At 24.9% G+C, this 16,947-nt stretch carries 17 protein-coding genes; 4 read left to right on the top strand and 13 right to left on the bottom strand.

The window, feature by feature from the left end; all coding sequences use genetic code 4:
- Window positions 1-76 precede the first annotated feature (76 nt).
- The 13 genes from EGN60_RS00815 to EGN60_RS00755 form a co-directional block, all read right to left on the bottom strand.
- The gene (locus EGN60_RS00815) at window positions 77-730 is read right to left on the bottom strand and encodes an RDD family protein (RefSeq protein ID WP_124724211.1); all 654 of its coding nucleotides are present in this window, start codon (window positions 728-730) and stop codon (window positions 77-79) included.
- The gene (locus tag EGN60_RS00810; protein WP_124724210.1) at window positions 724-1,737 is read right to left on the bottom strand and encodes a glycosyltransferase family A protein; all 1,014 of its coding nucleotides are present in this window, start codon (window positions 1,735-1,737) and stop codon (window positions 724-726) included. The genes EGN60_RS00815 and EGN60_RS00810 overlap by 7 nt, the downstream gene beginning before the upstream one ends.
- Before the next feature lie 6 nt (window positions 1,738-1,743).
- Window positions 1,744-3,090 (bottom strand): asparagine--tRNA ligase, encoded by a 1,347-nt coding sequence (gene asnS / locus EGN60_RS00805; RefSeq protein WP_124724209.1) that lies wholly within the window; start codon window positions 3,088-3,090, stop codon window positions 1,744-1,746.
- 384 nt (window positions 3,091-3,474) lie between these two features.
- Window positions 3,475-5,274, bottom strand: coding sequence for a hypothetical protein (locus tag EGN60_RS00800; protein WP_245979684.1), 1,800 nt, complete (start codon window positions 5,272-5,274; stop codon window positions 3,475-3,477).
- A 7-nt stretch (window positions 5,275-5,281) separates the two neighbouring features.
- Window positions 5,282-6,133: an ABC transporter permease gene (locus EGN60_RS00795; protein WP_124724208.1), complete on the bottom strand. Its 852-nt coding sequence runs from the start codon at window positions 6,131-6,133 to the stop codon at window positions 5,282-5,284.
- Window positions 6,126-7,016, bottom strand: coding sequence for an ABC transporter permease (locus EGN60_RS00790; protein WP_124724207.1), 891 nt, complete (start codon window positions 7,014-7,016; stop codon window positions 6,126-6,128). Before EGN60_RS00790 ends, EGN60_RS00795 begins: the two co-directional genes overlap by 8 nt.
- Window positions 7,000-8,385, bottom strand: a complete 1,386-nt coding sequence (locus tag EGN60_RS00785) for an ABC transporter ATP-binding protein (protein WP_124724206.1) — start codon at window positions 8,383-8,385, stop codon at window positions 7,000-7,002. The genes EGN60_RS00790 and EGN60_RS00785 overlap by 17 nt, the downstream gene beginning before the upstream one ends.
- A 23-nt stretch (window positions 8,386-8,408) precedes the next feature.
- The gene (locus EGN60_RS00780) at window positions 8,409-10,025 is read right to left on the bottom strand and encodes a hypothetical protein (protein ID WP_245979681.1); all 1,617 of its coding nucleotides are present in this window, start codon (window positions 10,023-10,025) and stop codon (window positions 8,409-8,411) included.
- Between the two features lie 2 nt (window positions 10,026-10,027).
- Entirely contained in the window at window positions 10,028-10,915 is an 888-nt protein-coding gene (gene era / locus EGN60_RS00775; protein ID WP_124724204.1) for a GTPase Era, read from the bottom strand.
- A 14-nt stretch (window positions 10,916-10,929) separates the two neighbouring features.
- Window positions 10,930-11,382, bottom strand: a complete 453-nt coding sequence (ybeY, locus tag EGN60_RS00770) for an rRNA maturation RNase YbeY (protein WP_124724203.1) — start codon at window positions 11,380-11,382, stop codon at window positions 10,930-10,932.
- Between the two features lie 50 nt (window positions 11,383-11,432).
- Window positions 11,433-11,987, bottom strand: coding sequence for an ATP-binding cassette domain-containing protein (locus EGN60_RS00765; RefSeq protein ID WP_281272062.1), 555 nt, complete (start codon window positions 11,985-11,987; stop codon window positions 11,433-11,435).
- 92 nt (window positions 11,988-12,079) lie between these two features.
- Window positions 12,080-12,796: a 6TM ABC transporter family protein gene (locus tag EGN60_RS00760; protein ID WP_124724201.1), complete on the bottom strand. Its 717-nt coding sequence runs from the start codon at window positions 12,794-12,796 to the stop codon at window positions 12,080-12,082.
- On the bottom strand, window positions 12,787-13,458 hold the full coding sequence (locus tag EGN60_RS00755; RefSeq protein WP_124724200.1) for a cysteine peptidase family C39 domain-containing protein: 672 nt from the start codon (window positions 13,456-13,458) through the stop codon (window positions 12,787-12,789). Before EGN60_RS00755 ends, EGN60_RS00760 begins: the two co-directional genes overlap by 10 nt.
- A gap of 132 nt (window positions 13,459-13,590) precedes the next feature.
- Between EGN60_RS00755 and EGN60_RS00750 the strand changes: the two genes are divergently transcribed.
- From EGN60_RS00750 to plsY, 4 genes are read left to right on the top strand one after another with little or no spacing between them, the layout of a single operon-like run.
- Window positions 13,591-14,430 carry a hypothetical protein gene (locus EGN60_RS00750; RefSeq protein WP_124724199.1) on the top strand — a complete coding sequence of 280 codons (840 nt, stop codon included), beginning with the start codon at window positions 13,591-13,593 and terminating at the stop codon, window positions 14,428-14,430.
- 15 nt (window positions 14,431-14,445) lie between these two features.
- The gene (gene gltX / locus EGN60_RS00745) at window positions 14,446-15,834 is read left to right on the top strand and encodes a glutamate--tRNA ligase (protein WP_124724198.1); all 1,389 of its coding nucleotides are present in this window, start codon (window positions 14,446-14,448) and stop codon (window positions 15,832-15,834) included.
- On the top strand, window positions 15,825-16,217 hold the full coding sequence (locus EGN60_RS00740) for a hypothetical protein (RefSeq protein ID WP_124724197.1): 393 nt from the start codon (window positions 15,825-15,827) through the stop codon (window positions 16,215-16,217). Before gltX ends, EGN60_RS00740 begins: the two co-directional genes overlap by 10 nt.
- 39 nt (window positions 16,218-16,256) lie before the next feature.
- Window positions 16,257-16,925 (top strand): glycerol-3-phosphate 1-O-acyltransferase PlsY, encoded by a 669-nt coding sequence (gene plsY, locus EGN60_RS00735; protein WP_124724196.1) that lies wholly within the window; start codon window positions 16,257-16,259, stop codon window positions 16,923-16,925.
- The last annotated feature ends 22 nt before the right edge of the window (window positions 16,926-16,947 follow it).

Here is a 16,947-nt window from a genome sequence, read left to right as displayed (position 1 = left end):
ATACCAAAATATATCTATATTATACCACAATTTAAGGCACTAAAAAAGTAATAAAAAGCCAACAAAAAATGTTGGCTTAATTTTCAAAATAAATTTTAGGTAAAACTCTTTTTCTAGGTCTTATATAAAAAATGTTTTCTTCAGGTTCTATTTCTTCAAATTTGTTTATTCAAACAGTAAAAGTTGATGAAAATTTGTCATTTAATCCTATTCTTGAACTTTTTATATTGCTTATTATTATAAATAATTGTAGCATTGAACCTAAAGTTGCAAATGTACTTGGAATTGCTAAAAAGGCTCTTTGAATTTTATCTAAAGTTTTGCCTTGTCTACTTACTGATAAGGCGCCATCTGCAAAAGTTTGTGGAGATATAAAAATAATAAATAAAAAGAAAATTATTATTCACACTAAAGCAAAAAGTCTTTGTCTATCAAATACACCTTTTCACAATTTTTTATTTTCGTCTTTATTTATAATTTTAATTCTACACATTGCCATTGCAAGTGTTTTACCATCTCAAATACTTGGAATTACAAAATATAAAAAAATTAAAACAAAAATTAAAAATAAAAGTCAAGGATAGTAACTATAAATTGAATAAAAAGTTCCTTTTGAATAATTAAAAACTAAAAAAGAAGAAGCTAACATTATTAATAAAAAGATACCTAAATCAACAAAGGTTGCTAAAAAGCGAATTCAAAAATTCGCTTTTTTGTTTACTACTATCATAGTTTTTTCTTAAATAATAAATCTCATTGAGTAAATGAAAGGGCTAAATCTTTAATTTCTAAAACATTAGGTTTTGAAAAATAAGGATTTTTATTTCATTCTTCATTTAGTTCTTCGTTTTGTTTTTTAATTACATCGTCTAATAAAATTGTTAAATTATGTAATGCTCTTTCTTGGGTTTTTGAACGTTTGCAGTATCTGCATGTTCCTAAATAACCAGCAAAATAATAAGCAAAATTTATAAATTTACTAAATTCTAAAACTTCAAAATAATCTTGTTTATTTAATTCTTTAGCCAATTTAAATATTTCATCTCAATTACGTTGTAATGATTTAATGTTTAAAACCATTAAATCATAGTTGTAATCTTCAACTCAAGTTGTGTCTAGAAATGCAAAAGTCTTAGATAATAAAATACTTTTAAATGATAAAGAAGGGCTCATTTGTAAATTAATATCTTTTGATTTTTGATGTTCTAAAGCAAGTTTTAAAACCTCGTTTTTAATAATAAAATTAAAACTAAAAGGAGCAATTTTTGAAACTATTTCTTTATTTTTTTCAATTTCTAAAACTTTGTTTTGAATACCAGAAAATTTTTCAAAATTAAATTTGTTATGAATAAAACCTTTTAAAATTCCAGGAAGTTCAACAAAATCAGGTTTTTCATTTACTGAATTTAAAAAGCTATTTATTCTAGAAACAAATTCACTTTTCAATTTTGAATAAGAATAAAGAACATAACTATATTCAGTTTCAACTAATTCAGAAGCTTGTTTTAAAACTATATCAATATGTTGGTGAGATGTATTAATTACTAATTTAAGATTTTTGCCCAATTTATTTCTTAATTTTTCAATTGTTTCAAAGTCATTATCACTTGGGCGATCAATTAATAAAATAACATCAAAATTATGGTCTTTTTGTTTTAAGATGTTATAAAAAATATCTTCTAATGTGTTTGTTGGATGATAAACAGGAACTATAATTGTTAAATTTTTGTTTTCCATATATACCTACATTTTAATTTGACCAGCAACTCTTGGGAATGGTATAACATCTTTAATGTTGCTTACACCTGTTACATACATTACAAGTCTTTCAAAACCAATTCCAAAACCACTTGATTGTGCATAACCATATTTTCTTAAGTTTAAATATCATTGTAAAGGTTCTAAAGGAATATTTAAATCATTCATTCTTTGAACTAATTTATCATATCTTCCTTCACGTTGGCTACCACCAATTAATTCACCAATTCCAGGAACTAGTAAATCAAAAGCTGCTACAGTTTCATTGTCATCGTTTTGGTGCATGTAAAATGCTTTAATATCTTTAGGATAGTTAATAACTGCAACAGGACCATTAACGATTTTTTCAGCTAAATATTTTTCATGTTCTGAAGCTAAGTCCATACCGAAATAAATATTTTTTTCTTCAAACTCATTTGGAACTTCTGCTAATTTTTTAACTACATCACGATAATCAATAACAGTTAATTTGTTGTCTAGGAATTTTGATAATGAAACTTTTAATTTTCCTTCGCTTAAATTATCTAAGAAAGTAATTTCATCAGGATATTTTTTAATAGTGTTGTTTATCGCTGTTTTTAATAAGTCATCTGCTAATTTAATAATGTCTTTTAATTCATAAAAAGCCACTTCAGGTTCAATCATTCAAAATTCAGCTAAGTGTCTTGAGGTATGAGAATTTTCAGCTCTAAAAGTTGGAGCAAATGTGTAAACTTTTTTAAAGCCAGCAGCATATGACTCAGCGTGTAACTGTCCAGTAACTCCTAAAAATGCTTTTTGTTTAAAGAAATAATCTTTACTTTCGTCATCTACTAAAAGAGTTTCTCCAGCACCTTCTCCGTCGTTTGATGTAATAATTGGAGCTGCTACGTTTAAAAAGTCATGTTCTTGAAAGTATTTGTGAATTTCAAATAATAAACTATTTCTAATTAACATTACTGCTCTAAATAATTGAGTTCTGTGTCTTAAGTGAGGAATTTCTCTTAAAAAGTCTAAAGTTGTTTCTTTTTTTTGTATAGGGAAATCTTCATCAACATTATTTAGTAAAGTTAATTTATTAGCTAATAATTCAAAAGGTTGTTTTGCTTCAGGCGTTAAATGAAGTTCTCCTTCTACAACAACTGAAGAACCTAATGAAATTTGATCAGCATTAGTTTCAGAAATTAAGTTGTCTTTTAAAACAACTTGCATATTTGAAATAGTACTTCCATCATTTACTGTTATAAATCTAATTTTATTATTACCTCTATTTGAAACTACTCAACCTTCAACTTTGATTGTCTGTTTTTGTTCTAATGACTTTAGTGAGTCATACATTTTTTTTATATTCATGGCTTATCTCCTTAAAATTATTTAATTTTAACTTAAATTAAATCAATTTAATTATATATTTTTAAGTCTAAAATATGAAAATAAAAGCGTTTTTTACGCTTTTATTTATTTTAAAACCTAATTTTATTCTAATTAATAAACTTTAAATACAAATCTTACTATATCAATTTATTATATTGTCGAAAATAATGTTTTACAGCAAAGGAAAAATAAAGAGTAAAGTAAAAAATTACATTGAAGACAACATACAATAACCTTAAAGTTAGTTTATTTGTTATTTCTATTAGGTTGCGATAAACGCAGATTTAATTATATATAAATACTTTAAAAATAAAACAAAATATCTTTCTTTGTTGTTTTTTGCAAAGAAAGATACCGTTTTAGTTAAGATTTTGTGGCTTCAAAGTAATATGCGACAATTCTTGTTCTTAAATTGTTATCAATTATAGGATAAGAATATACCTCATAATTTTCATCAGCTTCTGGTTGTTCATATATCGCCATGGCGTTAGTGTCGCCTGCAAAATATCATTTTTTAACAAATTCATATGTTAATTTATCGGTTGGTGTATAAGAAACAAAATCAAAGTTTTCAAGTTCACTAATATTATTTTCAGTAAATAAATTGCTAATTATTTCATCAAATAATATGCCGTCGCCTTCAAGATTATCTCTTAAAACTAATAATCATTCATAGTTTTCTTTTTGAGCTGGTAAATCAACAAACTTGTTAAATTTATCTAAATTTCATTGTGTAAAATTATTTGAGTTTAAGTTATCTATATTAACCCCAGCTTCTTTAAAAGCTTCAATAATTTCTTCTTTACTTTCATCACTTGTTTTTTCTAAAGCCTCTTGTAATGCTTCTTTTTGAGATGAAACAAGTTCTTCATCTTCATTAATTTTTACTTTTAGATCTGAGAAAAATAAGTTTTCCATTTTTTCTATTTTAGCTTCTAAAGTATCAATTTTGTTTGTTAAAACAGTGCCGTGATAAATTGTCTCAGCTAAAGTTTTTGTAAATTCTTCAGCTTCTTTATCACTTAGACTTTTAGAAATTATTCAATTATCCATTAACATGTAATTTGTTTTTGGTCTAATATATTTAACTTTTCCTTCTTCAACTGAAGAGAAGTTATCTTCTGAATAATAAGCATCTAAAGCATCACCATTATAGATAACAGCGGCATCAGAACGACCTTCTTTAGGTTCAATTAAATGGTTTAATAATTCTAAACCATCTGAACTTAAATAGTTATATTTTGTGTTCTTAATATCTCTTCCAGTTGTATTTTTAACAAATTTTATAAATGAATCAATTGCTAAACGATAGTTTTTTTCATTAAAATTTAAAACCCTTGTTCCATTTACTACTTTTGTAAAAATATCTTTTCAATTATCACCGTATGTAAATGCACCAATCATTAAGTTATCTACATAAGCATTAGTTCATCCAAACACCTCATATTTATTATTATGTAAGGTTTTGAAAATTTCTTCTCATGATAATTTTTTGTCTTTATTTTCTAAAGCAGGAACAACATTATCAACATCAACTTTAGGTCTTGTTGCTTTATTTATATTGTAAGCAACACCTTTGTCTTGTGAAAAATAAGGAACTATATAATCATAAAAGTGATCTCAACCATCATTATATGTTGCATATTTTTCTTTTGTTTCTTTTAATCTAAATCTAATTGGTTGATTTTGATCATTTCTTTCAATTTCAAAATCTTTTATTTTACCTTTTTTATCTAAATCATCAATAGTTGATAAAAGCATTGCGTCAAAATCTTCAATATGTCTAACTATATTAGGATTAAAAAATTGTTTTCTATATTCTCAAGAATTTCCTTTTTCTCCATAAATAGTTTCAAAATTAAATTTTTTTATTTTTTTATCAATTATAAGTTGTGCAGCTTGGAAATCAGAACCGACCCCAGCAATAGCTTTTTCTTGAGAAAGTGCTTGAGTAAATTCATTAATTTCTTTAAATTCTTTATAGTTATATTTGTTTTTTAATTTACTAATTATTTGTGGTGCTAAATAAGATTCATAGTTATAAACGCTTGGACGGTATTGGTTGTTAATTTTTACTAAAAAGGCAGCTAAAATTGAACCGATTACTATAATAACAGCAGTTGCAAATAATATTGCTTTTCAGATTCTTTTTCTCAATTTCAATAACCTCCTATTTTCTATTTAAAAATGGTTTTTTAAAGTTAATTTGAAGCGCTTTTTTAACTTTAGATGTTTGTGAAACTTTCACCGCGCCATAAATAGAGTTTCCTAAAACAACAATTAATAATGAAATTGCTCCGATAGCTAATGATCAAGCTTGGAACTGACCTTCATATAATTGTGTTCCTAATGTTTCAGTATTTGAAACAATTCTAGTGATTATAAAATCATCAAATGATAATGCTAAAGTAATAATAAATGTAAAACCTATTGAACCTAGCATATAAACAAAGTAAGTTTTAAATCATGTTTTAAATTTTGAATATCCTAAATCTTGACTTGCTTCAAAAATGTTTTTTGAAAACTTATCACTTTTAGGTAGCATAATCAATATACCATAAGGTAATGACATAACAGTATGTCCAATAATTGCTCTAAAAAAACCTTCGTTTGTTGCTTTTAAAGTTCCAAAGAAAATTAAATTTAAAACAATTGCCAATGTAAGTCCAGTAATAACATCTGGGTTAATCATGGGAACGTTAGAAGTTGATTGAACAAAAGTTCTAGCAACTTTGTTTTTGTGTCTTCACAAAGCAAAAACAGTTAATAAAGAAATAACTATTACTAAAACTGATGTTGAAATTCCCAATAAAAATGAGTTAACAAATGCTAAACTGTGTGATTTTGAAAATAATTCAGTGTAAGCATCAAAAGTAGTTCTGTTTCAAGTTGTTACTGAAAAGATTCCTTTATCAGATGGAGCATTAAAACTAAATATAGTTCCAAAAATTACTGGAATATATAATAGAGCTAATATAATTACAACATATGAGTGTTTTAAAATACTTTTTAGTTTATTCATAAACACCCCCTTGTCTTTTCTTAGCTATTAAATAAGGAATACCATAGATAATTCCATAAATAGCTAATAAAACAGCTAATGTAATAATAACTAATGTAGAAGCGTTTGCTAAGTCAAATGGGTTAGCTGTGTTTGCAAATTGATTAATTAAGTTACCAATTAATTGTTTTTGACTTCCATTAGGTAATAATTTGTCTGAAATAATAATAGAAGTTGCAGCCATCATTAAAACAATTCCAAAACCAGATAAAATTGCTTTTGATGTATAAGGAATAATAACTTTAAAAACAGTTTGCATTCTTGAATAACCAAGGTCTTGGCTTGCTTCTAAAATATTCTTAGGCATGTCTTTTAAAACTTGATATAAAGGCATAATCATAAAAGGCACGTATAAATAAACCATACCAAAAACCATAAATGCGTTATTGTTTAAAGTGTTTTCATCAAAAATAGCTGAGAAAAGACCTCTAACTGCTAAAGCTTTTGATATTGTAAAAATAGCTAATGGGCTTAAAACCAAAGTTAAGCCTAAGATTCTAAAAATATTGTTTTTAGTTCTAGCTACTATATATGCATATGGGAAACCTACTAATAAAGAAAAAATACTTGCTAAAAGTCCAATTCCTAAAGAACGTCCCATTATTGTTCAAGTTGATGCTCTACCTGCAATTTCTCAGTTCTCTAAAGAATTTTGCCCATTTAATGGTTTAAAAGCATAAACTAAAATTAAAATCATTGGAAGAATAATAAATAAAAAGGCAAATATAGCATAAGGAATAATCATTGAGGCTTGTAGTTTTGACATTCCTCCACTTGAAACTAATTTCTTTTTATTATTATTTTTATTGTTCTTTTTAAAGTTTAAACTATAAAGTTTCGTCATCTTCTAAACTTTCTAATTCAGCCTCAAATTTTTCGTCTTTTTTCATTAAGTGAATTGCGTCAACATCTCATGTTAGGTTAACTTTATCCCCAACATTATATTTATTAGATGTTTCAACGTGTAAAACTTTTTCATCAACTAAAACGTCATAATTGTAGTAACTACCGCCGTAAGTTGATTTAATAATTTCACCTGAAAGTTTTGAATTTGTTTTTGTTTTTGTAATAACTAAATCTTCTGGTCTAATCAATGCATCAACATCTTCATTTTCAGAAAATTCTGTGTGAATTGTTTCAAATTCACGGCCCATAAATTTAACTTTATTTTTTGCAATAAATTTAGCATCAAAAAAGTTAGAATCACCAATAAAGTTAGCTACTCATTTATTTATAGGATAGTCATAAAGTTCTCTTGGAGTAGTAAATTGTTCTACTTTACCATCCCTTATAACAGCAATTCTGTCACTAAGTTGTAAAGCTTCGTTTCTATCGTGAGTAACAAAAATAAAAGTAAGTTTTAGTTTTTGTTGAATGTCTCTTAAAAGAATTTGCATTTTTTCACGAATTTTAGCATCAAGAGCACTTAAAGGTTCATCTAGTAAAAGAATTTCTGGTTCAATAACTAATGAACGAGCTAAAGCTACACGTTGCTTCATTCCACCTGATAAAAAGTTAACGTTTTTCTTTTCGTTTCCTTCTAGACCTACAAGCTTCATAATTTCAGCAACTTCTTTATTCATCTCTGCATTAGTTATAGGTTTTGTTAAATATCTTTTTTCAAACTCTTCAGTTTTCATATCTTTGTAATTTTCTCAATATGAATATTCAAAGTCTGCATCATCAATTCATGATTGATATTTATGACGTTTTTTCTCTGGCAAGTTTTTAGTTTCTAATAAACGTTCATACTCTACCATTGTTTTGTCTAAGTTTTGCATCATTAACTTAGCTTTTTCATCTCATTTTTTTTGTTTTTCTTTTAATTTATTTTCTAAAGCAGGAGTAATATCTCCCTTAGGTATTCTTTTTAGTCTTAATCCATATTTAATATTGTTTTCAACATTTAAATGAGGAAATAGTGCATAATCTTGAAATATTGTAGAAATATCTCTTTTGTGTGGGCTAAGATCTTTGATGTCTTTTCCATAAAATTTAACCTCACCACGAGTAACTCATTCAAATCCACCAATAATTCTTAAGATTGTTGTTTTTCCAGAACCCGAAGGCCCTAATAGGGTGATAAATTCACCTTTTTGAATAGAAAGGTTAACGTCATCTAAAACAGTTTTGTCTTCAAACTCTTTAACAACGTCAACTAGCTCAATAATGGGTTCGCTTTTCTTAGCGATTTTTGTTGTTTTTCTTTCCATTTTATTCCTTTCTTGGTTAGTTATTATGACTTAGTTTTTTCATAATAATAATCTACTATTTGGGTCTTTAAAGCTAGATCTAAAGGTTCATAGCTTCTATGTTTGATGTTTTTATTAAAACTTGGATCAAATATTTCTATTGCAACTAGATCCTTATTTTTTTCTTCATCTAAAAAGTACCATTTTTCAATAAACTGATTAACTCCTAAATATGATGGAGTATAGTTTATTGCATCAAAGTTAACGATGTATGGTAAAGCCTCAAGAGCAAATGAATTTTGAAAAATTTCATAGTTATTTTTAAAAAAGTCAGAATCAATTTCATTTACATCTTTTGGTTTATTAAAATCATCATCATTAAATAGCATTGATTTAACATCAATATTTTTTTGATTTTTGATTTCAGTGTACACATTTTTTAAATAAATCTTGGTTAAGTCTTTTTCACTATATGCAGCTGATTTAAATACATATTGGTTTAAATGTTTTAAAAGTTTTTCAAAACCTTTATCATCCGTATCAGCTGAAACGATTCAAGCGTCAATATTCATATAGTTGTTCTTAGGCCTTATAAAATCAATGTGTTGTGTATCACCTAATGATTCAAAGTTATCAGATGCATAATATGAGTCTAATGCATCTCCATTATACATAATTGAAATGTCAGATTTTCCTGGTTGAGGTTCTATTATAGAACTTACTAATTCTTGCCCGTCTGTTACTAACTTATTTGAAAAAGTATTCTTAATAGATTTTCCAACAGCATCTTGAACTAAATCAGTAAAACTATCAATAATTTGTTTATAGTTATCTTTAGTTGTTTTAGCTCATTCACCATTTTGATATCACTCAGGGTGTTTTCCTGATTCTACACCATAAAACTGTCCAATCATTGCATTATCTTGATATCAATTTGTTCAATAAACTCTAGGTTTTTTATATTTTGAAACCAAAGTTTCTAAAATATCTTTTCAATTCTCTTTTGTTTTAACATCATCGAAATTTGCATTTTCTTTTAAATTATTTCTATTAAATGTGTTGTTTTTATCGATGTTATAAACTATTAACTTATCTAAAGTAAAATAAGGAATTAAAAATTCATAAAAATGGTCAATACCAGGTTTATTATCTACTTCAAAACCTAAAACATTATTATTTGAATCTAAATATAAATAAGGTTGTGTTTTTAAGTTGTTAGGATTTTTTTCTTTTATTTTATTAATTATTCAATTATCGAATTCATTTAATTTTTCTTTAACTAGATCTGGGTATAAATTCAAAACTTCGTCTTCATTTCTGAATTCTTTTCCATAAACTAAATTAAAATTTATTTTTCTTAATTTCTTATCTAAAATCAAATTAGCTATTTGATAATCAGAACTAACTCCAGCAACAGCCTTTTTATTATTAATAGCTCTGTTAAATTCTTCTAAATTTGTAAATGTGTGATAAGAATAATCTTTTTTCAGTTCTTGAATTATTCCTTTTTCTAAATAAGATTCATAATTATAAATACTTACTTTAAAAGGGGAAAGGATCTTAACTGAAAGGATTAGAAAAAATAGGCCAAAAGTTATTGCTATTAAAATAGAAATTAAAATAACTTTCATCCTGAATGTTGGGACAAATTTCTTTTTCACTTCTAGTATCCTCATTTTTTAATTTTTGCTTCATTGTCAACTCAATTGTTGTCAACTTTAACTTTAATTTCTAAATATACTTTGTGGGCAAAAGCAGCTTCCATTTTTTTTCTAGATAGCATTGATATTTTTTTAATAACGGAACCTTCTTTACCTACAACGATTCTTTTTTGTGACTCTTTTTTTACATATAAAGATGCAAAAATTTTGTAAGGGATATTTTCATTATTATCTTCTTTGAACTCATCAATTTCGATTGTAATTGAGTGAGGAATTTCTTGGTATAAATTTTCAATCGCAGATTCTCTAATTAATTCCCGTGCCATGAATCTTAACGAAATATCTGTTATATCTTCTTCATCATATAGTGGTTCAGATTCATAAGCATATTTTTTTAATTCATTTAAAAGGTCTTTGTATGTGTTTTTTAAATTTAAACCAATTCCCATAACTGTATCAAAACCAGCTTCTTTTAATTCTTTAGCTTTTTGATTTAATAGTTCTTTATCATCTACTAAGTCAACTTTTGATAAAACAGCCATTTTGTTTTTTACATTTAACTCATTTAATTTATTTACTATAAACTTATCACCACTTCCAAAAAACTGGTTGGCAGGAGTTAAAAACACAACAAAATCCACATCTTGTAAGACGCTGTATGATTTTTGGTTTAGTTTTTCTGATAATAAATATTCAGCTTTATGAATTCCAGGAGTGTCTATAAAAACTATTTGATAGTCTTCATCGTTATAAATTCCTTTAATATCATCTCTTGTTGTTTGTGCTTGATTACTTACTATTGCTAATTTATAATCTAATATTTGATTTAATAATGTACTTTTTCCGACGTTAGGTCTACCGATTAAGCCAACTGTCAAAATCTTTTTCATCTCACCTCATTTTCTTATACTCTTTTAATATTTAAACGGTTCATTATATTGTCAACATGTCCATTCATTTCTTTAGCTTCTTCTTCAGTTAAATGATCATAACCAAATAAATGAGCTATACCATGCGCAAAAATGTAACAATATTCTCTTTTTAAACTATGATTAAATTCTTTAGCTTGTTTTTTTATTTTTCAAGGAGAAATAATAATTTGTCCTAAATAAATTTCTTCTAAAAAATCTAATTCTACTTCCGATTTAAGCGGAAAGCTTAAAATGTCTGTAGTATAGTTTTTATTTCTATGTTTTTTGTTTAGTTTTTTCATTTTCAATTTATTCACAAAAAGAACATCTACAACTAATGATTTTGTAGCGTTAAATTCTTTTCGAGCTTCCTCTAAAATCTCATTAAATTCCTTTAAAAATTTAAAGCAAGCTAAACTGCGGTTTTTGAAAATTAAATTATTCATAGTAAAATCTTAAAGTATTTACAAAAAAATTTTAAAATATTGAAAAATTTTTATCAATTTAGGGTCAAAAAAGGACTGTTTTCATTGATTATTTTATTAGTGTGGCTAATTTCTATAAAAATAGCATCTTTTTGAAAGTCTAAAATTGCTAATTTTAGTTGTTCAAAAATTTCTATTGAAACGTTTTCAAAAGCTTCGTCTAATAAAACTAAATCAAATTTTTTAGTAAATAAAACAAGTAAATTTACAATTTGTTTTTGTCCTGAAGATAAATTATTTCCATTGTCTTCAATTTTTTTATTTAAAGATAAATTACAACTATCTAAAATAGAAACTAAATTATATTTTTCTAAATTATAAACAAACAAATTCATTGTTTCAACATTCTCGGAACATAATATTTTTATTAAAAAATCATTAGGTAAATAATGCATTATGTTGTTTAAATAAACTCGTTTTCTATAAGATAATTTATTAATATTTTTAGATTCAATATTATTTATTTTTATTTTTCCACTTTTAATTTCAAATAGTAAATAAAGAAGTTTTAAAATACTACTTTTTCCAAAGCCATTTTTTGCTTTTAAAATTAAATTGCTTTTTATTTCTAAATTTAAATTATTAAATATTTCTTTATCAGAATAACCAAAAGAAACTTTTTCAAAAACTATAGAATTAATTTTTTCATCTAGTTTTATTAGCCCATCGTTTTCTTTTTTAAATTTAATAAGTATTGAACTTGAATAATAGCTATTTTATTTAAAGAGTAACTTGAAATAAAATCAGCTAGCCTAATAATTGGTTCATTTATAAAAAAACTGATTGCCCCAAATAAAAAGATATTAGATAAATCAAATTTAGTTTTTAAATAAAAAATCAAACTCAAAAAAACTATTAACATTTGTAAAAAAGAAAAACAAAAATTAATTAAAGAAGATTTGTTAACTAATATTGAATTTATTTTATGGTTTGCATTTTTAAATTCTTGATTTGTCTTAATAAACTCTTTTAAATTAGTTCTATTTTTTTGACTGTCAAGTCTTTCAAAAGCGCTTAAAAAAACTAAATTTTCTAAATTAAATAAATTAATTTGTTGGCTTATTAAATAAGCGTTTTTTTTAGAAACTATAAAATTAGCAATAAAAGAAATAACAAAAACTAAAGTCATTTCTAAAAAAATAATTCAAATAATTTTTATATTTAAATAAAATAAAAAAGCTAAAGCGGAAGTTAAACTAATAAAAGAATTAAAAAAATTAAAAGGTAGAGTGCTTTTGTAGTTTGAAACTAAAGAAATCATTGAAAGTTTTTGATAAAAATTGTTTTTAGAAATCTTATTTAGATCACTTTGTTTAGCACTTAAAATATTTGCAAAAATAATATTGTTTAATTTTTGTTGATAATCTAAAGACATTTTATTTTTATAATGTTTTCAAAAATAAAAGAAATACATTTTAAAATTAAAAGTCAAGAAAAGAAAATAAATATTTTGATAAGTTGATCTTGAGCATTATTTTTAAAAAAGGCATTAAAAATAGTCTTAAAATAAAAGCTAATTGAAAAGCCTAAAACGTTTTGTAAGATGATTAAAAAACCTATAAAAATAAATTTTCAAGGACTAATATTAACATTGATTTTTAAACTTTCTTTTGGTCAAGAAATTTTAAAATCTTTTAATTTTTTTATTTTAATAATTACATTTTGATATAGTTCTTTAAACTCGTCAATTTGATATACTTTTTTTCCTTCAATTGAATCATTTATTACTATTTCTTTATTAGTTTTATTTTCAATAATTACATAATGTAAAATTCCATTTTTATTGATAATAGTTGCTAATTCATTTTCAAATTTCAAAGATAAAAAACTTAAAAAATCTCCTTCTAAAATTAGGATATCTAACCCACATTTATAACCTAAATTTTTTAAAGCAAAAAGAGAAAGCCCATTGCTTTGATATTCAGCATTTTCTTTTAAATAATTTATATCGCATTTTCGATTATAGAATTTCAATAAAAACGCCTGCAAAACATAAATCCCACAATCTTTTTCATCGATCTGTTTACCTATTCACATACCTATATTTTTGTATAAATTTTTTTGTTTTTTTTGAATTGGCGAAAAAGTAGAGAAAAACTTGTGAAAAATTTGAGAAAAATAATGAACCTACTGAAACAATAAAAAGCAAAATCAAGTATAATTTCAATTATGAAAATAAAAAGCAAAAAATGACTATTTTTAAACACAGTATTTCTTTTACCAGCAGCCTTGCCATTAATGTCAGTGTCTTGTACAAAAGATAGACCTACAATTTCATTAAGTTCAGAAGCTGAAAAAAGTTTAAGTGAAAACGGTTATCATCTAAAAGGATCAGCAGCTGATTTTAATGCATTTAATTATTCAGTTTCAAATCCAATTGATCCAGAAGATGATTTATATTTACTTCAAAAAGATACATATAAACAAAATGGCAAAACTGAATATTTTAGAAGAAATGGAAAACCTATATTATATAAAGTAGATCCGTTTAATAGCAATTTGTATGCAAGAGATTCTTTTGGTAATTTTATTGAAGATCCAAATGGAAAACCACTTCCAATTTATAAAACAAATGCAAGTGATAAAGTTCATCAATTTAAATTAAAAGATCAATTTAAATTTTTAAAATTAGGAAACACATTAGGAAACTATGACTATAGAGTTTTCAGTTTTACATGAGATGAATTAACAACTAATTTTCCAGGAACTAAGTTAGATGAAAGATATAAAAAATATGCTAATCAAAAAAATGTTTTATTTTTTATTTTATATTATGTAACTAGAACAAATGAATTAGCATTAAACTTTGTAAACGATTATGTTAAACCAACAGTTGCTTCAATGACTCAAAGATATTTTGATAAGTATCATAAAGTTTTAAATATTTCAAGTAACTTATATGACAATATCCAAGAAAAACCTTGACCTTATTATAAAGGTATTATTGGAAAAGATCAATATTGAAAAAACGCAGCCGATCCAGTCGCTGTAGTATTTGAAAAACCATAATTTTAAGGAGATAAAATGAAAATAAGAACAAGATATGCTCCTTCTCCAACAGGTTATTTACACATTGGTGGAGCAAGAACAGCTTTATTTAATTATTTATATGCAAAACATTTTAATGGTGATTTTATTTTCAGACTAGAAGACACTGACGTCGCAAGAAATGTTGAAGGTGGAGAGGCTAGTCAACTTGATAATTTAGCTTGACTTGGAATTATTCCAGATGAAAGTCCTTTAAAACCTAATCCAAAATATGGACCATATAGACAAAGCGAAAAATTAGATGTATATAAAAAATTAGTAAATGAACTAATTGAAAAAGGGCACGCCTATAAAGCATATGATAGCACTGAGGAATTAGAAATGCAACATAAAGAATCTGAAGAAGCAAAAGTAGCTTCATTTAGATATAATCCAGATTGATTAAAAATCTCTGATGAAGAAAAGAAAAAAAGAGATGAAGCAGGTCAATATTCAGTTCGTTTAAGATTACCTAAAAATAAAGTTTATGAATGAGAAGATTCAGTAAGAGGTTTAATCTCAGTTAATAGTGATGATATAGGTGATTTTGTTATTTTAAAAAGTGATGGTTATCCTACTTATAATTTTGCTGTTGTTGTTGATGATCATCAAATGGAAATTACTAATGTTTTAAGAGGTGAAGAACATATTACAAACACTCCAAAACAATTAGCAATTTATGAAGCTTTTGGTTGACAACATCCTTCATTTGGTCACTTAACAATTATTACTAATATGGAAGGTAAAAAACTTTCTAAAAGAGATCAAAGTTTAAAACAATTTATTGAAGATTATAAAAATGAAGGTTATCAAGCAGAAGGAATTTTTAACTTTTTAGCTTTATTAGGATGAACTGCTTCTGATAAATCCGAATTAATGACAAGAGAAGAATTAATTAAAAAATTTGAACCTGAAAGACTTTCAAAATCTCCTTCAAAATTTGATATTGTAAAAATGGAATGATTCTCAAAACAATATTTAAAAAATCTTGATAATCAAACAATAATTGGTCAAATTTCATCACCTAAAGATAAAGAATGAAATGAATTATTTGTTGATACTTATAAACAAGCTTCAGCAACAATTACTGAAATTAAAAACAGTTTAGAAATGTATTTAAATCCATTAACTAGTCCTGAAGTTAGCTTTGAAGTCAATGAAGTTATTAAAACATTTTATTCATTAATTAAAAATGAAAATTTCAGTATTGAAAATATTCAAAAAGCAATTGATGAAACAAAGAATAAATTGAATGTAAAAGGTAAAGATTTATTTATGCCTATAAGACTCGCAACAACTTATAAACAACATGGGCCTGAACTTGCAAAAGCAATTTATTTATTTGGTCATGATTTAGTTATTAAAAGGTTAGAAGCATGTATCTAAAATATTTACTACTATCTTCAAATCAAAATATTGAACCTAGTTTTGAATCAGATTATTTAAAATATACTGAAGAAACTGAAGGTGAATTTATTGTAATTAAATATAAAGATTTAGAAAATAATGAAGCATCTTTAAGAGTTTCTAATAATGAAGCACAAATAATATTTAATGGAAATAAAATGGATTTAGCTTTAAAAAGAAAAGTTTCAAATACATTTTATTTTGGTGAAATTAAAATTACATTTGATTGCTTTTTAACAAGCATTGTTGTTAAAAATAAAATAATAGAACTTAACTATGATTTACTTCAAAATGACACAATTATAGTTTCAAATATAGCAAGATTTGAGTTTTATAAAGAAAAAGGTGGCCAATTAAAATAGTTTTGGCTATCTTTTTTTATTTTTATGTATCATTTTTGTATGATAAATCAAAAGTTTGAATTTCAATATTTATGAATTAATGCAATAATTTTATTTATAGCTTATTTAATAGGTTCAATAAATATTGCAATTATTATTTCAAAAAGTCAAGGACAAGACATAAGAGAGTTAGGCTCTAAAAATGCAGGAGCAACTAACGCTTTAAGAGTTAAAGGCAAAAAATTTGGAATACTTGTTTTTGGCTTTGATATTTTAAAAAGTTATTTATCTATTTTAATAGTTTTTTTAATTAAATTCTTTTTAAAAGATAAATACATTTTTCCATTAATAGCAGGACTTGGTGCAATGATAGGTCATATATTTCCTCTTTACTTTAAATTCAAAGGAGGAAAAGGAGTTGCTTGTTATTTCGGAATGATTTTTGCTTTTGATATAATGATGTTTTTAATTTTTTTAATGTTATTTATAATGATTATATTGATTTTTAAAATGGTTTCATTAGCTGCAACAGTTTCATCATTTATTGTTTCACCTTTAACAATGTTGCCGGGAATATATTTAAGCTCTATTTTCAGTTTTATGCAACAAAACACAATTTATCCAGTTCACAGTATTATATTAATAATAGCAACTGCTTTTATAATAATTAAACATATACCTAACTTTATAAGAATAGTAAATAAAAATGAAAACACTTTAAAGATTTAAAATTCAACTTTGTTTGAATTTT

The organism is Mycoplasma struthionis (assembly GCF_003855455.1).
In the GTDB taxonomy this organism is placed as follows: Bacteria; Bacillota_I; Bacilli_A; order Mycoplasmatales; family Metamycoplasmataceae; genus Metamycoplasma; species Metamycoplasma struthionis.
The sequence above is the reverse complement of the archived record's forward strand: the minus strand, read 5'-3'. Positions and strand labels throughout refer to the sequence as shown.